The 15,662-nt window shown below is 66.9% G+C and carries 11 protein-coding genes; 10 read left to right on the forward strand and 1 reads right to left on the reverse strand.

All coding sequences use genetic code 11. The features are described from left to right. Positions 1–99 precede the first annotated feature (99 nt). From pip to E3O19_RS02430, 10 genes are all read left to right on the forward strand, one after another. Entirely contained in the window at positions 100–1,056 is a 957-nt protein-coding gene (pip, locus tag E3O19_RS02385) for a prolyl aminopeptidase (protein WP_134565012.1), read from the forward strand. A 9-nt stretch (positions 1,057–1,065) separates the two neighbouring features. Further along, complete coding sequence (locus tag E3O19_RS02390) at positions 1,066–1,650, forward strand: neutral zinc metallopeptidase (protein ID WP_134565013.1); 585 nt, start codon at positions 1,066–1,068, stop codon at positions 1,648–1,650. Between the two features lie 360 nt (positions 1,651–2,010). After that, on the forward strand, positions 2,011–6,414 hold the full coding sequence (locus E3O19_RS02395) for a DUF4082 domain-containing protein (protein WP_134565014.1): 4,404 nt from the start codon (positions 2,011–2,013) through the stop codon (positions 6,412–6,414). 77 nt (positions 6,415–6,491) lie between these two features. Continuing rightward, on the forward strand, positions 6,492–7,553 hold the full coding sequence (locus E3O19_RS02400; protein ID WP_134565015.1) for a Gfo/Idh/MocA family protein: 1,062 nt from the start codon (positions 6,492–6,494) through the stop codon (positions 7,551–7,553). Further along, a complete protein-coding gene (locus tag E3O19_RS02405) occupies positions 7,553–8,548 on the forward strand; it encodes an NAD-dependent epimerase/dehydratase family protein (protein WP_134565016.1) in 996 nt (331 codons plus the stop codon). Before E3O19_RS02400 ends, E3O19_RS02405 begins: the two co-directional genes overlap by 1 nt. Continuing rightward, the gene (locus E3O19_RS02410; RefSeq protein WP_134565017.1) at positions 8,545–9,702 is read left to right on the forward strand and encodes a DegT/DnrJ/EryC1/StrS family aminotransferase; all 1,158 of its coding nucleotides are present in this window, start codon (positions 8,545–8,547) and stop codon (positions 9,700–9,702) included. The genes E3O19_RS02405 and E3O19_RS02410 overlap by 4 nt, the downstream gene beginning before the upstream one ends. A gap of 1 nt (position 9,703) precedes the next feature. Further along, positions 9,704–10,387, forward strand: coding sequence for an acetyltransferase (locus E3O19_RS02415; RefSeq protein WP_134565018.1), 684 nt, complete (start codon positions 9,704–9,706; stop codon positions 10,385–10,387). Then, positions 10,384–11,637: a glycosyltransferase gene (locus E3O19_RS02420; RefSeq protein ID WP_134565019.1), complete on the forward strand. Its 1,254-nt coding sequence runs from the start codon at positions 10,384–10,386 to the stop codon at positions 11,635–11,637. The genes E3O19_RS02415 and E3O19_RS02420 overlap by 4 nt, the downstream gene beginning before the upstream one ends. Beyond that, positions 11,634–12,785, forward strand: a complete 1,152-nt coding sequence (locus tag E3O19_RS02425) for a DegT/DnrJ/EryC1/StrS family aminotransferase (RefSeq protein ID WP_134565020.1) — start codon at positions 11,634–11,636, stop codon at positions 12,783–12,785. Before E3O19_RS02420 ends, E3O19_RS02425 begins: the two co-directional genes overlap by 4 nt. Before the next feature lie 3 nt (positions 12,786–12,788). Further along, positions 12,789–14,306: an oligosaccharide flippase family protein gene (locus tag E3O19_RS02430; protein ID WP_134565021.1), complete on the forward strand. Its 1,518-nt coding sequence runs from the start codon at positions 12,789–12,791 to the stop codon at positions 14,304–14,306. On the opposite strand, the gene E3O19_RS02435 is transcribed toward E3O19_RS02430, so the two are convergent. Next, a complete protein-coding gene (locus tag E3O19_RS02435; RefSeq protein ID WP_134565022.1) occupies positions 14,284–15,609 on the reverse strand; it encodes an O-antigen ligase family protein in 1,326 nt (441 codons plus the stop codon). The genes E3O19_RS02430 and E3O19_RS02435 overlap by 23 nt on opposite strands. Positions 15,610–15,662: the final 53 nt, after the last annotated feature.

Consider the following 15,662-nt stretch of genomic DNA (forward strand, 5'->3'; position numbering starts at 1 on the left):
GCGCTCCGGCGCCGGCGGGCGCGGGCTGCCGGTACAGGCGCGGGGCGGATGCCGCGGCACGCGTTTCGCTCCGACCGGTGCGGCCAATAAGCTCGGGGAATGCGCACCTTCTACCCAGAGATCGAACCCTACGAAACCGGAATGCTCGAGGTCGGTGACGGGCAGGCCATCTACTGGGAGGCATCCGGAAACCCGGACGGCAAGCCGGCGGTCTACCTGCACGGGGGACCGGGCGGCGGCTCGAGCCCCAAGCAGCGGCGGGTGTTCGACCCCGACAAGTACCGCATCATCCTCTTCGACCAGCGCGGCTGCGGCCAGAGCACGCCGCACGCGAGCGAAGCGGATGCCGACCTCGCCACGAACACCACCTGGCATCTCGTCGCCGACATCGAGAAACTGCGCGAACACCTCGGCATCGACCGCTGGCTGGTCTGCGGCGGCTCATGGGGAAGTTCCCTCGCCCTCGCGTACGCCCAGACCCACCCCGACCGGGTCGCCGAACTCGTGCTGCGCGGCATCTTCACCCTGCGGCCGGTCGAACTCGACTGGTTCTACGAGGGTGGCGCCGCGGCGATCTACCCGGACCTCTGGGAAGACTTCATCGCGCCGGTGCCGACCGACGAACGGGGCCGCCTGATCGAGGCCTACGGCCGGCTGCTGCACGACCCGGACCGGGCCGTCCGGGAACGCGCCGGGGTCGCCTGGTCGACCTGGGAGTCCTCGACCATCACGTTGCTCCAGCAGCCCGAGACGATCGCCCGGTTCACCGAACCGTCCTTCGCCGTCGCCTTCGCCCGGATCGAGAACCACTACTTCACCAACCGGGGCTGGTTCGAGCCGAACCAGCTGATTCGCGACGCCGACCGGCTCAAAGACATCCCCGGCGTGATCGTGCAGGGCCGCTACGACATGTGCACCCCGGCCTTCACCGCCTGGGAGCTGCACCAGGCCTGGCCGGAGGCGGAGTTCCGCCTGATCCCCGACGCCGGCCACTCGTTCGACGAACCCGGAAACCTGGACGCGATCATCGAGGCGACGGACCGTTTCGCAGGGTAACTTTCCCCCATGACGTTCAACGGCAACGCGAGCATCGGCGGCGGCCGGGTCAGCACGCGGGGCCGGAACACGGGGATCGCCGTGGGCGGCGACGGGCGGGGCGTGATCGCCCTGTTCCTGCACTCGCAGTTCCTCGGCGTCGACCTGACCGGCCTCGCCGGTGGGGGCCAGCCGGCCGCCGAGTCGAGGAGCGTCTCGGATCTCGCCGAGTGCACGACCGGCGCGCAGGCGAATGCCGACGGGGGCTGCCGGATGAAGGGCGCCGCGGCCTCGCTCGACACCTACTGGGCGGCGGAACTGCCCCAGCACGGGGTCGACTACCGGCAGCCGCAGCCGGTCGCGCTCTTCACCGGCCGCACCGACACCGGTTGTGGCGCCGCGTCTGCCGCCACCGGCCCGTTCTACTGCCCACCGGATGCGACCATCTACCTCGACACCGCATTCTTCGACGACCTGCGCACCCGGTTCGGTTCATCCGGCGGGCCGCTCGCCGAGATGTACGTGATCGCCCACGAGTGGGGCCACCACGTGCAGAACCTGACCGGCGTGCTGGCCCAGTCACAGGACGGCCAGACCGGGGCCGCCGAACTCTAGAACCGGGGAGGCGGACTGCCGCCACGACCGGCGCCCGCCGTCTCGCCCACAATTCCCCCGATTTGCCCCCGAATGGGGGTATACGAGCACCCCTGACCTATGGCATTCTCTGTTTTGTGAGCGAATCTCAACTCCCGTCGGCACTTACCCTCCCTCGGATTTCGTGAACACACGCTGGATCGGCATCCACTTCGCCTAGCTACCCCGACGGAGTCCAGCAACGGCGGTCGTTACCCGAACGACCACAGCCTCCCGGGATGTCTTGGAGTACTTGTGTCGACCTTGAAAAGTGGATTCTTCCGCAAAAATCCGGCGCCCCGAACGCCGGCCAACCGACTGAGTGCTCTCTCGGCGAGCGCGATGATGATGGCCACAGTCCTCGTTTCGGCTGTCTTTGCCGGGGCGACGCCGGCGATGGCGGCGACCGGATGCGGCGTTGCCGCCAACCCGATCCTCTGCGAGAACGCGCTCCCGGGCACCAGCCCCACGGTCTGGGATATCAACGACTCGGGCGATTCCACTATTCAGGGCTTCTCGACGGATATCAGCGTCAACGTCGGCACGACCGTCGCGTTCAAGGTGCTCACCCCGGCGCGCGCCTACACGATCGACATCTACCGGACGGGCTGGTACCAGGGACTGGGCGCGCGGAAAGTAGCCACCGTCAGCCCCTCTGCGACCCTGCCCCAGAGCCAGCCCGCATGTCTGAGCGATGCGCCGACGGGCCTGTACGATTGCGGGAACTGGGCGGTATCCGCCTCCTGGCCGGTGCCGGCCGATGCCGTTTCCGGGGTCTACTTCGCGCTCCTGACCCGCACCGATACCGGCGGCCAGAGCCACATCACCTTCGTCGTGCGCAACGAGGCCAGCCGTTCCGCCGTGCTCTTCCAGACCTCGGACTCGACCTGGCAGGCCTACAACAACTACGGCGGTTCCAGCCTGTACCAGGGTGGGCCGGTCGGTCGTGCCTACAAGGTCAGCTACAACCGTCCGTTTGCGACCCGTGGTGTGAGCGGTGGCCGGGACTTCTACTTCAGTAACGAATTCCCTCTGGTGCGGTTTCTGGAGAAGAACGGCTACGACGTCTCGTATTTCAGCAACGTGGACACGGACCGGCTCGGCTCGGCCCTGCTGAACCACAAGGTCTTCCTGTCGGTCGGGCACGATGAGTACTGGTCCGGCGCCCAGCGTGCCAACGTCGAGGCAGCGCGCGACGCCGGGGTGAACCTGCAGTTCCTCTCCGGCAACGAGGCATACTGGCGCACCCGCTATGAACCCTCGGCTGCGGGTGCCGCGCCCTACCGCACCCTGGTCTCCTACAAGGAGACCAAGGACAACGCCAAGATCGACCCGTCGCCCCAGTGGACGGGAACCTGGCGGGACCCTCGCTATGCTTCGCAGGCGAATGGGGCCGGTCTGCCCGAAAACGCTTTGTCCGGCACGCTCTACCAGTCGAACTTCTCCGACCTTCCGGTGACGGTGTCAGCGGCGGAGGGTAAGAATCGTCTCTGGCGGAACACCAGTCTGACCGGTCTTGCCCCCGGGACGACCGCAGCGCTCGCCCCACACACCATCGGCTACGAATCCGATGAAGACCTCGACAACGGATTCCGCCCCGCCGGCCAGATCCGGCTGTCGACCACCACGGGCGCCGTCCCTGAATACCTGCAGGACTTCGGTAACACCGTTGCCGCAGGAACGACCACGCACCACCTGACGATGTACCGCGCGGCCAGCGGAGCACTCGTGTTCTCGGCCGGAAGCATCCAATGGTCCTGGGGTCTCGACGAGACCCACGACGGTGCAGGCGCGGCCGCGGACCTGCGCATGCAGCAGGCACAGGTCAACCTCCTCGCGGACATGGGGGCCCAGCCCGCCACGCTATCCGTCGGCCTCATCGCGGCAACGGCGAGCACCGATACGACTGCGCCCACGGTTACCGTGACCTCGCCGGCGTCAGGATCGTCGGTGGCCAACGGGACGTCCGTCACCCTCAACGGCACGGCCACCGACGTCGGCGGTGTCGTCGCCGGAGTCGAGGTCTCGACCGATGGCGGTGTCAGCTGGCACCCGGCGACCGGCACCACGACGTGGTCATACACCTACCTCCAGCGCGGCGTCGGCGCGCAGAGCATCCGTGTGCGCGCGGTTGATGACAGTCTGAACCGACCGGCCACTCCGACACTGGTCGGGATCACGAGCACCGGGCCGTACTCCGTCTTCGGAGCCCAGGTTCCGTCCCTGCCGGATTCCGGCGACACTTCGGCCGTTGAGCTGGGGCTGCGCTTCACTGCTTCCCAGAACGGCTACCTCACCGGCGTTCGCTTCTACAAGAGCCTGGCGAACACCGGAATCCACACGGGGTCCCTGTGGAGTTCGACCGGTGTTCGCCTCGCCACGGTGACGTTCGGGAACGAGAGTGCGTCCGGGTGGCAGAGCGCGACCTTCACCTCAGCGGTCCAGGCGACCACCGGTACCTCCTACACGGTGTCCTACTCGGCGCCGAAGGGCCGCTATGCGGCCGCTGCGTATTACTGGTCCTACCGCGGGGTGACGAGTGCGCCCCTCGGCGTCGCCGGCGGCTTCGGAACCGCGCCGGCCGGCGTCTACAGCACCAACGGGTCCTTCCCCGTCGACAGCTACCAGCAGGGCAACTACTTCGTCGACGCCATCTTCGACGCCACCGACAACTCGCCGCTGGTCGCCACCGGCCAATCGCCGCTTCCCGGCTCGTCCAGTGTCCCGGCCAATTCGACCATCAGCGCGGTGCTCTCCAAGGATCCCGACCCGGCGTCGATCAGCTTCAAACTCGTCGATCAGCTGGGGGTATCCGTGGCCGGCAGCACCGGCTACACGGCCGCCACTCGAACGGCGACGTTCACGCCGTCGAATGCTTTGAACGGATTCGTCACGTATTCCGTCACCCTGACCGCCAAGGACACCTCGGGGCTGGCACTGTCCTCCGGGGGGACCTGGTCATTCACCACCGTCCGTCCACCTGCGGCCGACGGGATCTGCCCGTGCAATATATTCACTGACGCAACGGTGCCGACCATCCTTCAGGTCTCCGACAACGCGATGCTGACGTTGGGCGTTCGCTTCTCGAGCACCGCTGCGGGAACAATCTCAGGCATTCGGTTCTATAAGAGCGCCGGCAACACCGGCACGCACACTGGGACGCTCTGGACGTCCACCGGCACGCAGCTGGCTACGGCCACGTTCGCCGGTGAAAGCACGTCCGGCTGGCAGACCGTGAACTTCGGCACCCCGGTGACCATCACCCCGAACACCGAGTACATCGCGTCCTACCGCACACCCCTCGGAACGTATTCGGCTTCGCCGGGGGTGTTCAGCGGTTCGGGCATCACCAGGGGCCCGCTCGTCGCCGGCACCAACGCCGGTTCGTACGTCTACGCGGATGCCTTCCCCTCCTCGCGGTCATCGACCAGCTACCTCGTCGACGTCATCTTTAATCGTGCCCCCGACCCGATCACGGTCGTCAGCCTGACGCCGGCGAACGGTGCGACGAGCGTCGCCCCCGCGTCCGCCATCGCCGTCCGACTCTCCACGGCCGTCAAGACCGGGTACTCCCTGACCGCGAACAACGCGGGCACGGCCATCGCCGGGTCGACCGCGCTGTCCAGCGACGGCACGACGATCACCCTCACGCCGTCGCAGCCCCTGCCCAATGGGGCCACCGTGAACGTGAGCCTGAGCAACGTGACCTCGACCCAGGGGGTGGCGCTCGCCAACCAGGCCTGGTCGTTCACCGTCGCGGCGGCCGGAGGACAAGTAACCACGTACAGCCTGTTCGGCAGTGACATTCCCGCCTCGCTCTCGGCCGCCGGGGACACCTCGGCGGTGGAACTCGGGGTGTCCTTCACTCCTTCGCAAGATGGCACCGTCTCCGCGATCCGCTTCTTCAAGGGGACAGGCAACGACGGCACCCACACGGGCTCCATCTGGTCCTCGGCCGGCGTGCGCCTGGCCACCGTGACCTTCGCCGGTGAGACGGCAAGCGGATGGCAGACCGCCCAACTGAGCACGCCGCTCGCCCTGTCCGCCGGCCAGACCTACGTCGCGTCGTACCTCGCCCCACAGGGCCGGTATTCATCGACCCCCGCCTACTTCGCCCAGGCGAAGACCGTCGGCCCCCTGACGGCGCCGATGAGCGGCAACGGCCGTTATCTCTACGGTGCCACCGGTGGATTCCCCACGTACTCCTGGAACGGCACCAACTACTTCGTCGACGTGGTCTTCGCCGTCACACCGCCGCCGCCGCCGCCGACACCGGTCCCTGGCCTCTCGATCTTCCCGTCGACGAGCACACCGGCGAACCTTGCCTGGCCTGACGCCTCGCCGGTGCAGTTGGGCGTGCGATTCACGACCACGGTGGCCGGCACCGTGACGGGCATCCGGTACTATCGGGGACCGACCGACACCGGTGCGCACCAGGGTTCGCTCTGGTCCGGCACCGGGACCCTCCTCGCCTCCGGCACTCTCGCGCCGTCAACCACGGCCGGGTGGCAGGACCTCTACTTCGCGACGCCGGTCGCGGTGCAGGCGGGGGTGGAATACCGAGCGAGCTACTACGCCACGGCCGGTTCCTACGCCATCGACCTGAATGGGCTTGCCGCTTCGGTCACGAACGGCCCTCTCGCCACGGTCGCAAACGGCGGCGCCTACAGCTATTCGACCGGATTCCCGGACCGGACCGCCAGCCACAACTACTGGGTTGACGTGCACTTCGTTACCGCACCGTAGGCAATCCCATCCCACCCCATCACGTACGCACGAGTCACCGAAAGAACCGAAACCACAGAAACCCTTGGGGGGAACGGATGAACACCAAGCTGAGAATCGCCGTCATCGGAGCGGGATATTGGGGTCCCAACCTGGCTCGGAACTTCCACACCAGCCCGGACTGGGAACTGGTGGCGATCTGCGACATTGACCAGGAGCGAGCCCAAAAGGTGGCCGACACCGTCGGCGGCGTCCGCGCGGTCACCTCTCTCAACGACCTCCTCTCGTCCGACGACATCGACGCCGTCGCCATCGCGACGCCGGCCCGAACGCACCACGGCATCACCCGTGCCGCCCTTAGCGCCGGCAAGCACGTCATGGTCGAGAAGCCTCTCGCGGACACGGGGAGGCGCGGGCGCGACATGGTGCGCGCGGCCGCAGAACGAGGCCTGGTCCTGATGGCCGACCACACCTACTGCTACACGCCGGCCGTCCTGAAGATTCGGGAGCTGATCGCGGAGGGTGCCCTCGGCGAGATCCTCTTCATCGACTCCGTGCGCATCAATCTCGGCCTCATCCAACCCGATGTCGATGTTTTCTGGGATCTTGCACCCCACGACCTGTCCATCATCGACTTCATTCTGCCCGGGGGCCTGCGGCCGCTGAGCGTCTCCGCCACCGGTGCGGATCCCCTGGGCGCCGGAAAGTCCTGCATCGGCTACCTCGTGCTGCCCCTTGCCGAGGGCGCAATCGCCCATGTGCACGTCAACTGGCTCAGCCCGACAAAGATCCGCCAGATGATCGTCGGTGGAACCAGAAGGACCCTGGTCTGGGACGACCTCAACCCGCAGCAGCGACTGAGCGTCTATGACCGTGGCGTCGACCTCGAACTGCAGGCGCTCGACGGTGCCGAGCGCAAGGCGGCCACGGTCTCCTATCGGCTCGGCGATACCTGGTCGCCGGCGTTGCCGGAGCGGGAGGCGCTCGGGGCCATGGCAACCGAGTTCGCGGAGAGCATCCGGGACCGGCGTCCACCTCGTACCGACGGCGAGGCGGGGCTGCGTGTCCTGTCCGTGCTGGAAGCGGCGAGCAAGAGTCTGGCGGCCAACGGGGCCGCAGTGGTACTGGATGAAGACCGCGTGTCGGTCGGAGAGTTCTGATGACAACACTGAGTGGGGCAAGGGTCCTGGTGACGGGAGGCGCGGGAACGATCGGATCGACGATCGTCGACCAGCTTCTCGAAGCCGGGGTCGCGCGCGTGACGGTCCTCGACAACCTCGTCAGGGGGCGCGTGGACAACCTCGCCGATGCCCTCGAGACCGGGCGGGTGGAGCTCGTCACGGGCGACATCCGGGATCGAGAAGTCGTTGGCAGGGTCACCCGGGGGATGGATATCGTCTTCCACCAGGCCGCGATCAGGATCACCCAATGCGCAGAGGAACCACGGCTGGCCCTCGAGGTGCTTGTCGACGGGACCTTCAACGTGATCGAGGCCGCCGTGGCAAGCAAGGTGGGCAGGCTGGTCGCCGCATCGAGCGCGTCCGTCTATGGCCTGGCCGAATCGTTCCCCACCGCCGAACGACACCACCATCACAACAACGACACTCTCTACGGGGCCGCCAAGTCGTTCAACGAGGGAATGCTGCGCAGCTTCCGCGCGATGAACGGGCTTGACTACGTCGCCCTGCGCTATTTCAACGTGTACGGACCAAGGATGGATGCGCACGGGCTGTACACCGAAGTGCTCGTGCGCTGGATGGAACGCATTGCGGACGGCAAACCCCCGTTGATTTTCGGAGACGGCCTGCAGACCATGGACTTCGTCTTCACCTCGGACATCGCGCGAGCCAATCTGCTCGCGGCGACCAGCACCGTCACCGACGGCGTCTACAACGTCGCCAGCGGAACCGAGACGAGCCTGCTCGGCCTCGCAGAGGCGCTCCTGGAGGCAATGGATTCGGACCTCCCCGTCGAACACGGACCGGACCGTGCGGTCAACGGGGTCGCCCGGAGGCTCGCGGACGTCCGGGCGGCACGCCAGGACCTCGGTTTCGAAGCGACGGTGTCGCTGGCCGACGGGCTTCGCGAACTCGTCAGTTGGTGGCGACCGCTTCGTGAGCAGATCGCCGCCGAACGCACGCTGGTCGCATCATGAGCCGGATCAACGTGATGAAACCATGGCTGGGTGAGGAGGAAATCCTCGCCGTGACCGAGGTGATCGAGTCCGGATGGGTGGCACAGGGTCCCCGCGTCGCCCAATTCGAAGCGGCCTTCGCAGAGGCCATGGCCGCCGAATTCGCGATTGCCACCTCCAGCTGCACCACGGCGCTGCACCTCGCCCTGATCGTCGCCGGAGTGATGGCAGACGACGACGTGGTCGTGCCGTCCTTCTCCTTCATCGCCACCGCGAACGCACCGACCTACCTGGGCGCGCGGCCGGTGTTCGCCGACGTGGACCCGGTCACCGGCAATGTGACCGCTGAAACGGTCGCGGCGGCGCTGACGGCCAGGACGAGCGCCGTGATCGTCGTCGACCAGGGTGGGGTCCCCCTCGACCTCGACCCGATTCGAAAACTGTGTGATCCCCGCGGGATCGTGGTGATCGAAGACGCCGCCTGCGGCGCCGGATCACGCTACCGCGATCGGCCGGTCGGCTCCGGGGCCGTGCTCGCAGCGTGGTCCTTTCACCCGCGCAAGCTACTCACGACGGGCGAGGGCGGGATGCTGACCACCTCGAACGGCGAGTGGGCGGCCAGGGCGAGGCGGCTGCGCGAGCATTCCATGAGCGTGTCCGCGACTGACCGCCAGAGCAGTGTGCTGGCGCCGGCGGAAGAATACGACGAAATCGGGTTCAACTACCGGATGACTGACCTGCAGGCGGCCATCGGCCTCGTACAGCTCGGCCGACTGCCCGAGATCGTGCGACGACGCCGGGAATTGGCCGCACGGTACACGGCCGAATTCAACGATATCCCCGGCGTGCGCTGTGTGGCCGACCCGGCCTGGGGCCAGAGCAACTTCCAGTCGTTCTGGATCGAAGTGCAGCCGGGTCCCACCGGCGGGCGGGACGGCGTTCTGGAAGCCCTGGCGCTGGCGGATGTTTCCGGTCGGCGCGGGATCATGGCCGCACACCGCCAGCCTGCCTACCGGGACCGGGACACGGGAGGAGTCGCACTTCCGGGCACGGAACACCTCACCGACAACACCCTCATCCTTCCCCTTTACCACCAGCTGACGGCTGCGGACCAGGACCGGGTGATCGCCGCGGTTCGTGCCGCCGTGGGTGCGCTTACCCCAAGCTCGGTCTGAGATGAAGGACCTGCTGCTGCTGGGGGCGAGCGGCCTGGCTCGTGAGGTCCTGGCGGACCTCGGCGACAGTTATCGCGTTGTCGGCATCCTGGACGACGATTCGGCCCGCCACGGCGAGCGGTTGGCCGGCATCCCGATCCTCGGCGACGTCGACCGTGCGGCGCTTTACGAGGCGGATTTGATCGTCTGCATTGGCTCCGGACAGGGCCGTCGGCGGCTCGTCGATCGCCTCACCGGGCTGGGAATCGGTGGCGACCGGTATGCCACCTTCATCTCGTCCGCCGCGCACGTTCCGCCCGGCAACCAGGTGGGCGTGGGAAGCATCCTCATGGCCGGTGTCGTCCTTACCGCCAACGTCAGCGTGGGACGTCATGTCGTCATCATGCCCAATGCGACGCTCACCCACGACAACGTGGTCAACGACTTCGTGACCATCGCCTCCGGGGTGGCTCTGGGCGGCTCGGTCGTGCTCGGCGCGGCATGCTACATCGGGATGAACGCGTCCGTCCGGCAGAACCTCGAGGTCGGCGGGGGCGCCACGGTCGGCATGGGCGCCGTCGTGCTGGAAAACATCCCGGTCGGCGAAACGTGGTTCAACGTTCCAGCTCGACCGTTGTCCCGGCGCGCCCCACCGGCCGGCCCGTTCGATTCGCCGGGGGATACAAGTTCCGGGGTGCCGTCGTGAGAATCGTGATCTACCCCCATTCGATGGAATTCGGCGGCAGCCAGCGCAACGCAATCGACATCGCGACCGCGCTGCGCGATCGTGGCCACGAGCTGACCGTGTTCTGTCCGCCGGGACCACTTGTGGAACTGGTCACCGAGCGCAGGCTCCGCCACGAGATCGCGCCGTTGCCTCGGATTCGGCCGTCTTTCGCCGTGATGAAGCGGCTGTGTGCCGTCGTCGAGGCGGCCGACGCAGATGTCGTGCACGGATTCGAGTGGCCGCCTGCTGTCGAGGCACTGTTCGGGCCCGGCCGGAAGCTGGGCGTGCCGGCGGTCTGCACCGTGATGTCGATGTCGGTGGCACCGTTCCTGCCGAGGTGGCTGCCGCTCACCGTGGGCACGGAAAGCATTTTTCGGACGGAACGTACCCACCGGACAAATGTCATCCTGATGGAGCCGCCGGTGGATACAGAGCACGATCGGCCGGTGGACCAGGTCGCGGCGAAGCGCCGACTGGGAATCGACCCCGAGATCCTTGTCGTCTCCCTGGTCACCAGGCTGGCCACGGAACTCAAGCGGGAGGGCATCCTCGCTGCCATCGAGGCGGTCGGTGTGCTCGCCCGCGAATTCCCGGTCACGCTCGTGATCGCCGGGGACGGGCCGATTCGAGCCGAGGCCGACGCCGCCGCACGCCGCGCCAACGCGGCAGCGGGAACACGGGCTGTGCTGCTCACCGGAAACCTCGTCGATCCGCGCCCCGTATACGACGCGGCCGATGTTGCACTCGGGATGGGGGGTTCGGCACTCAGGTCTATGGCCTTCCGGAAACCGCTGATTGTCCAGGGCGAACGGGGCTTCTGGCGAGTACTCGGGCCGGATTCGCTGACCAGTTTCACCGAGAACGGGTGGTTTGGAGTTGGTACTGCCGACGAGGAGCGCGACGGTGCCGCGAGGCTCGGTCGGCTGCTGCGCCCGCTCCTCGCCGACGCGGACGCCCGCGCCGCTCTCGGGTCGTTTTCGCGTGCCACCGTCGAGTCCCGCTACGGGCTCCCCACCGCAGTCGAACGACTGGAGGGCTTCTATCTTGAGGCCATACGACGCGGCCACGCCATGCCCGTGCCGGCGTCCCGCCTTCTCGCGCCCTATCTGTCAGTGACCGGCTACGAAATACGGCGAAAGGTCAAGCGCCGACTCGGCGGGGTTGTGAGCGACGACTTCAATTCTCTGGCATCCATTCAGATTCAATCCGACAGGAGCGTCTCCCGATGACGAATTCAGTCTTGACCAGTTCGGTGCCGGCGGCGGAAGCGTTGGGGCCCCCCGTGCCGTTCATCGATCTCGTTGCGCAGCAAGCGGAAATCCAGGACGAGATCAGCCCCGAAATCGCTGAGGCCCTCAGACGGGCGGACTTCATCGGAGGCAAGCATGTCGCGGCGTTCGAGGCCGACTTCGCGGCCTTCACCTCGGTGACGCACTGTATCGGTGTCGGCAACGGCACGGATGCCCTTGAACTCGCGCTCCGTGCGCTCGACATCGTCGAGGGCCGAGAAGTTCTGGTGCCGGTGAATTCATTCATTGCCTCCGCGGAGGCGGTGCTTCGGGCGGGAGCCACGGTCCGGTTCGCCGATGTCGATGACGATTCGCTGCTCCTTGACCGGGCTTCGGTCGAGAGCGCGATCACGAATGAGACCGCGGCCGTCATGGCCGTCCACCTGTATGGGCAGCCTGCACCGGTCGACCAGATCCTTTCCGTGGCAGACAGGTACGGTGCCGTCGTGATCGAGGATGCCGCGCAGTCGCAGGGCGCTTGTCGCAATGGCCGCCCGGCCGGCTCTCTCTCCCGGATTGCGGCCACGAGCTTTTATCCAGGCAAGAACCTGGGCGCCGCAGGCGACGGTGGCGCGGTGCTGACCAGCGACGACGATCTCGCCGCCCGGGTTCGGCGGATCGCCAGTCATGGCAGCACGGAGAAGTACGTGCATGACGAGTTCGGGTTCAACTCCCGCCTGGACTCGATCCAGGCGATCGTCCTGCGCGCCAAGCTGGCCCGGCTGGAGGCCTGGAACGCGGCGCGCCGGGCAGCCGCACGACGATACGACGTGCTGATCGCCGACGTCGACGGTGTCCGAGCGCCGGTCACCCTCGCGGGCAACGTGCACAATTGGCACATCTACTCCGTCCGGGTCGAAGACCGGGACCGCATCCTCGCCGGACTCCATGCGGAAGGCATCGGCGCAGCACTTCACTACCCGACCCCGATCCACCTGACCGGTGCCTTCCGGCATCTTGGTTTGGCCAGGGGCGACTTCCCCGTGGCCGAGCGTGCGGCGGCGCAGCTCCTGTCTCTGCCGATGTTCCCGCACCTGACCGAAGCGCAACAGGTTCGGGTCGTCGACGCGTTGAAGCGCCTGGTCTGAGTCATGGAGGCGTCCGCTGACGACCGCCCGGGTGAGGCCGCCGGGGTGCTCGAACGGAGCGTGCGGAAGGGGCTGCGTTGGAGCCTCGTGAACACCCTCGTCGGACGCCTGGGTTCCTTCCTGACCGGTATTGTCATCGCGCGCATCGTTGCGCCGGAGGACTTCGGCATCTACGCGGTTGCCCTGGTCGCACTGAATCTGCTGCTGAGCATGAACGAGCTCGGCGTCAGTGTCGCCCTGGTCAGGCATCCCGGCTCGGTGGCGGCACTCGCGCCGACGGTGACCACGGTGGCAATCGGGATGAGTGCGGTCCTCTTCGCAGTGAGCTGGTTCGCGGCCGCACCGTTCGCCGGTGCCATGGGTGTACCGGAGGCGACCGGCGTCGTACGCCTGATGAGCGCGGCCGTGCTCATCGATGGACTCGCGGCAGTGCCCGTCGCCCTGCTGACCCGAGCCTTCATGCAGGGTCGACGAACCCAAATCGACCTGATCGCATTCGCGGTGGGCACGCCGACCACGATCCTGTTGGCCGTGGCAGGCTATGGCGCCTGGAGTCTGGCGTGGGGCGTTGTGATCGGTAACCTGGTCACGGCGGTCCTGTCGCTTGTCTACGCCCCCGCTCGTTATGCACCGGGGTTCGACCGCGGAACCGCCGTCGGTCTGCTCAAGTTCGGCTTGCCGCTGGCCGGCGCCAGCCTTCTGCTGCTCGCGCTGCTCAATGTGGACTTCGTCGTGGTGGGCCGGATTCTGGGAAAGGCGGACCTCGGCCTGTATTTGCTCGCTTTCAACCTCAGCACCTGGCCGATGACGCTCGTGTCGACGGCCGTACGCAGGGTCACGACCGCCATGTTCGCCCAGCTCAGTGAGCGTGGTGACGGTCGGGAAGGCTTTCGCGACTCACTGTTCCTGGTGCTGTCCCTGGGCATGCTGTTGGGCACGCTCCTTGCGGCCTACGCGCCAGGGATTGTGACGTTCCTCTACGGCGACCGATGGGCGGCCGCCGCGCTGGCCGTTCCCGCTCTGGCTGTCCTCAGCATCGGGCGGATGCTGGTCGAATTGACCTACGACTACCTGGTCGCCGTAGGACGCACGATGGGGAATGCGTGGCTGCACGCACTCTGGCTGGTCGCGCTCGTGCCGGCGCTGGCTGCGGGCGCGACGTGGTTCGGAATCCGCGGCGTCTCCTGGGCCCACGCGGTCGTCGTCCTGATCGTCGTGGTGCCGGGGATCGGTATCCTGCTCCGCCGAGCGGGAATCCCCGCCTGGCGTCTACTGGCCGATTTCGCCCTGCCGGCCGCGGGTTCCGCGGCGGTCCTGCTGTCGGCATGGTTGGTCACGAGCGTTCTTCCGTCGGGATTGCTGATGCTCGCCGTCGGGGGTGTGGCCGGGCTGGCGGTCTACGCGCTCATCGTCGGTCCGAGGTTCGCCCGAATTCTGCGGCGACTCCTCGGCCTCGGAACCCCACGCGTTGGAAAACGCAGGGGCATTTCGGGCTGGCTCACCGGGGCAACGTCGCCGTGAGGGGCGTCATGGGTTGATCCTGCTGTTTCAGACTGTTCGAGAGTGCGCCGATCATTCCCACACTGAGGAACATCAGACCGGATGCCTGGGGAAACCCGAAGGCGTCGAAGGTCGCGAAACTGCACGCACCGGCGGCAGCCATGGCCACAAGTGCCTGGGCCAGGCTCCGAGCCTTCGGATCGGAGGTCAACCGGCGAGCTCGGAACCCGGAGACGATTGCCACCGAGAAGACGGCCAGAAGCACCACGGTCCCGACCGCACCCACCTCGATCAGGAGACCGAGGTACTGGTTGTCGAGAATGCGGTACCGCGGCAGGAAGGTGGAGAAGCCACGACCGAACAGCGGTGACCGCTGAATGAAATCGAAGGCGAGCGCATAACTGTCCGTCCGGGAACGGGCGCTGCCATCTTCAGAGATCCCGGTGAACAACTTGGTCAGGGTGCCGATCATCCCGGGAATGGTGACGTAGATCACACCCAGGAGGGCGGCGATGGTGACGTAGGAGATCCGTCGCCGTCCGGCCGGCCAGGTCGGCAGCACAACGACCAGCGCGACGACCACGCCGAGGATCGCAGACCGAGAGATGGTGATGGGCACCGCAAAGGCGATCACCGCCACGGGAAACCAGCGAACGAGGCGATTCCGGTGGGTGTCCGACAGGGCGAAGTGCAGACCGAGCGGCAGGATCATGGCCAGAATGACCCCGAATTCAATCGGATGGGTGGACGTTCCGGCGGCCCTGGTGAAGCCCTCCCTGGTGTAAATGCTGGTGAGGTCGTTGTTGGCGCTGAGACCGGGAATCTGGATCACGTCGACGAGGGGAGCGCCGGTGACGAACTGCACGATGCCGACCACTGCAACGACCATACCCGTGAACACCAGCAGCCGGAGTGTCGATTCGATCCGGTCGACACCCCGAATCCCGTCCCCCGACAGGAGCACCAGCCCCAGCCAGGAGGCGATGAGAAGCAGGCCGCGGTCCGCCCCGTTCAGCTCCAGGCTCTCGATCGGCCGTACGGTGGCGACGACATAGCTGATCAGGACAATGATGAAGAAACCCAGCATTGCGCTGCGAATGGGTTGCGCGGGGGTCAGCGTGGAGTAGGTCCGGTTCATCTGGGCGCCGAGCCACAGGACCAGGGCGAGGAGCCCGATGATGACGGCCGGTGTGCCGACGGAGCCCAGGGCGGAGATGGTCAGGTTCGCCGGGACGAACATCAGCGCCAGAATGTAGGTCGAGAGCAGCCATCTCGCTTCGATGAAGAATCCACGGGTGGACAGGTCGCGTTGTGGCGGGGGCACCCGGCCTTGTACCCCGTCGGCGCGGTCACCCGGGCTCTCCAACGGATCGTGCC

Origin of the sequence: Cryobacterium algoritolerans, from assembly GCF_004402785.1 — a bacterium.
Classification (GTDB): domain Bacteria; phylum Actinomycetota; class Actinomycetes; order Actinomycetales; family Microbacteriaceae; genus Cryobacterium; species Cryobacterium algoritolerans.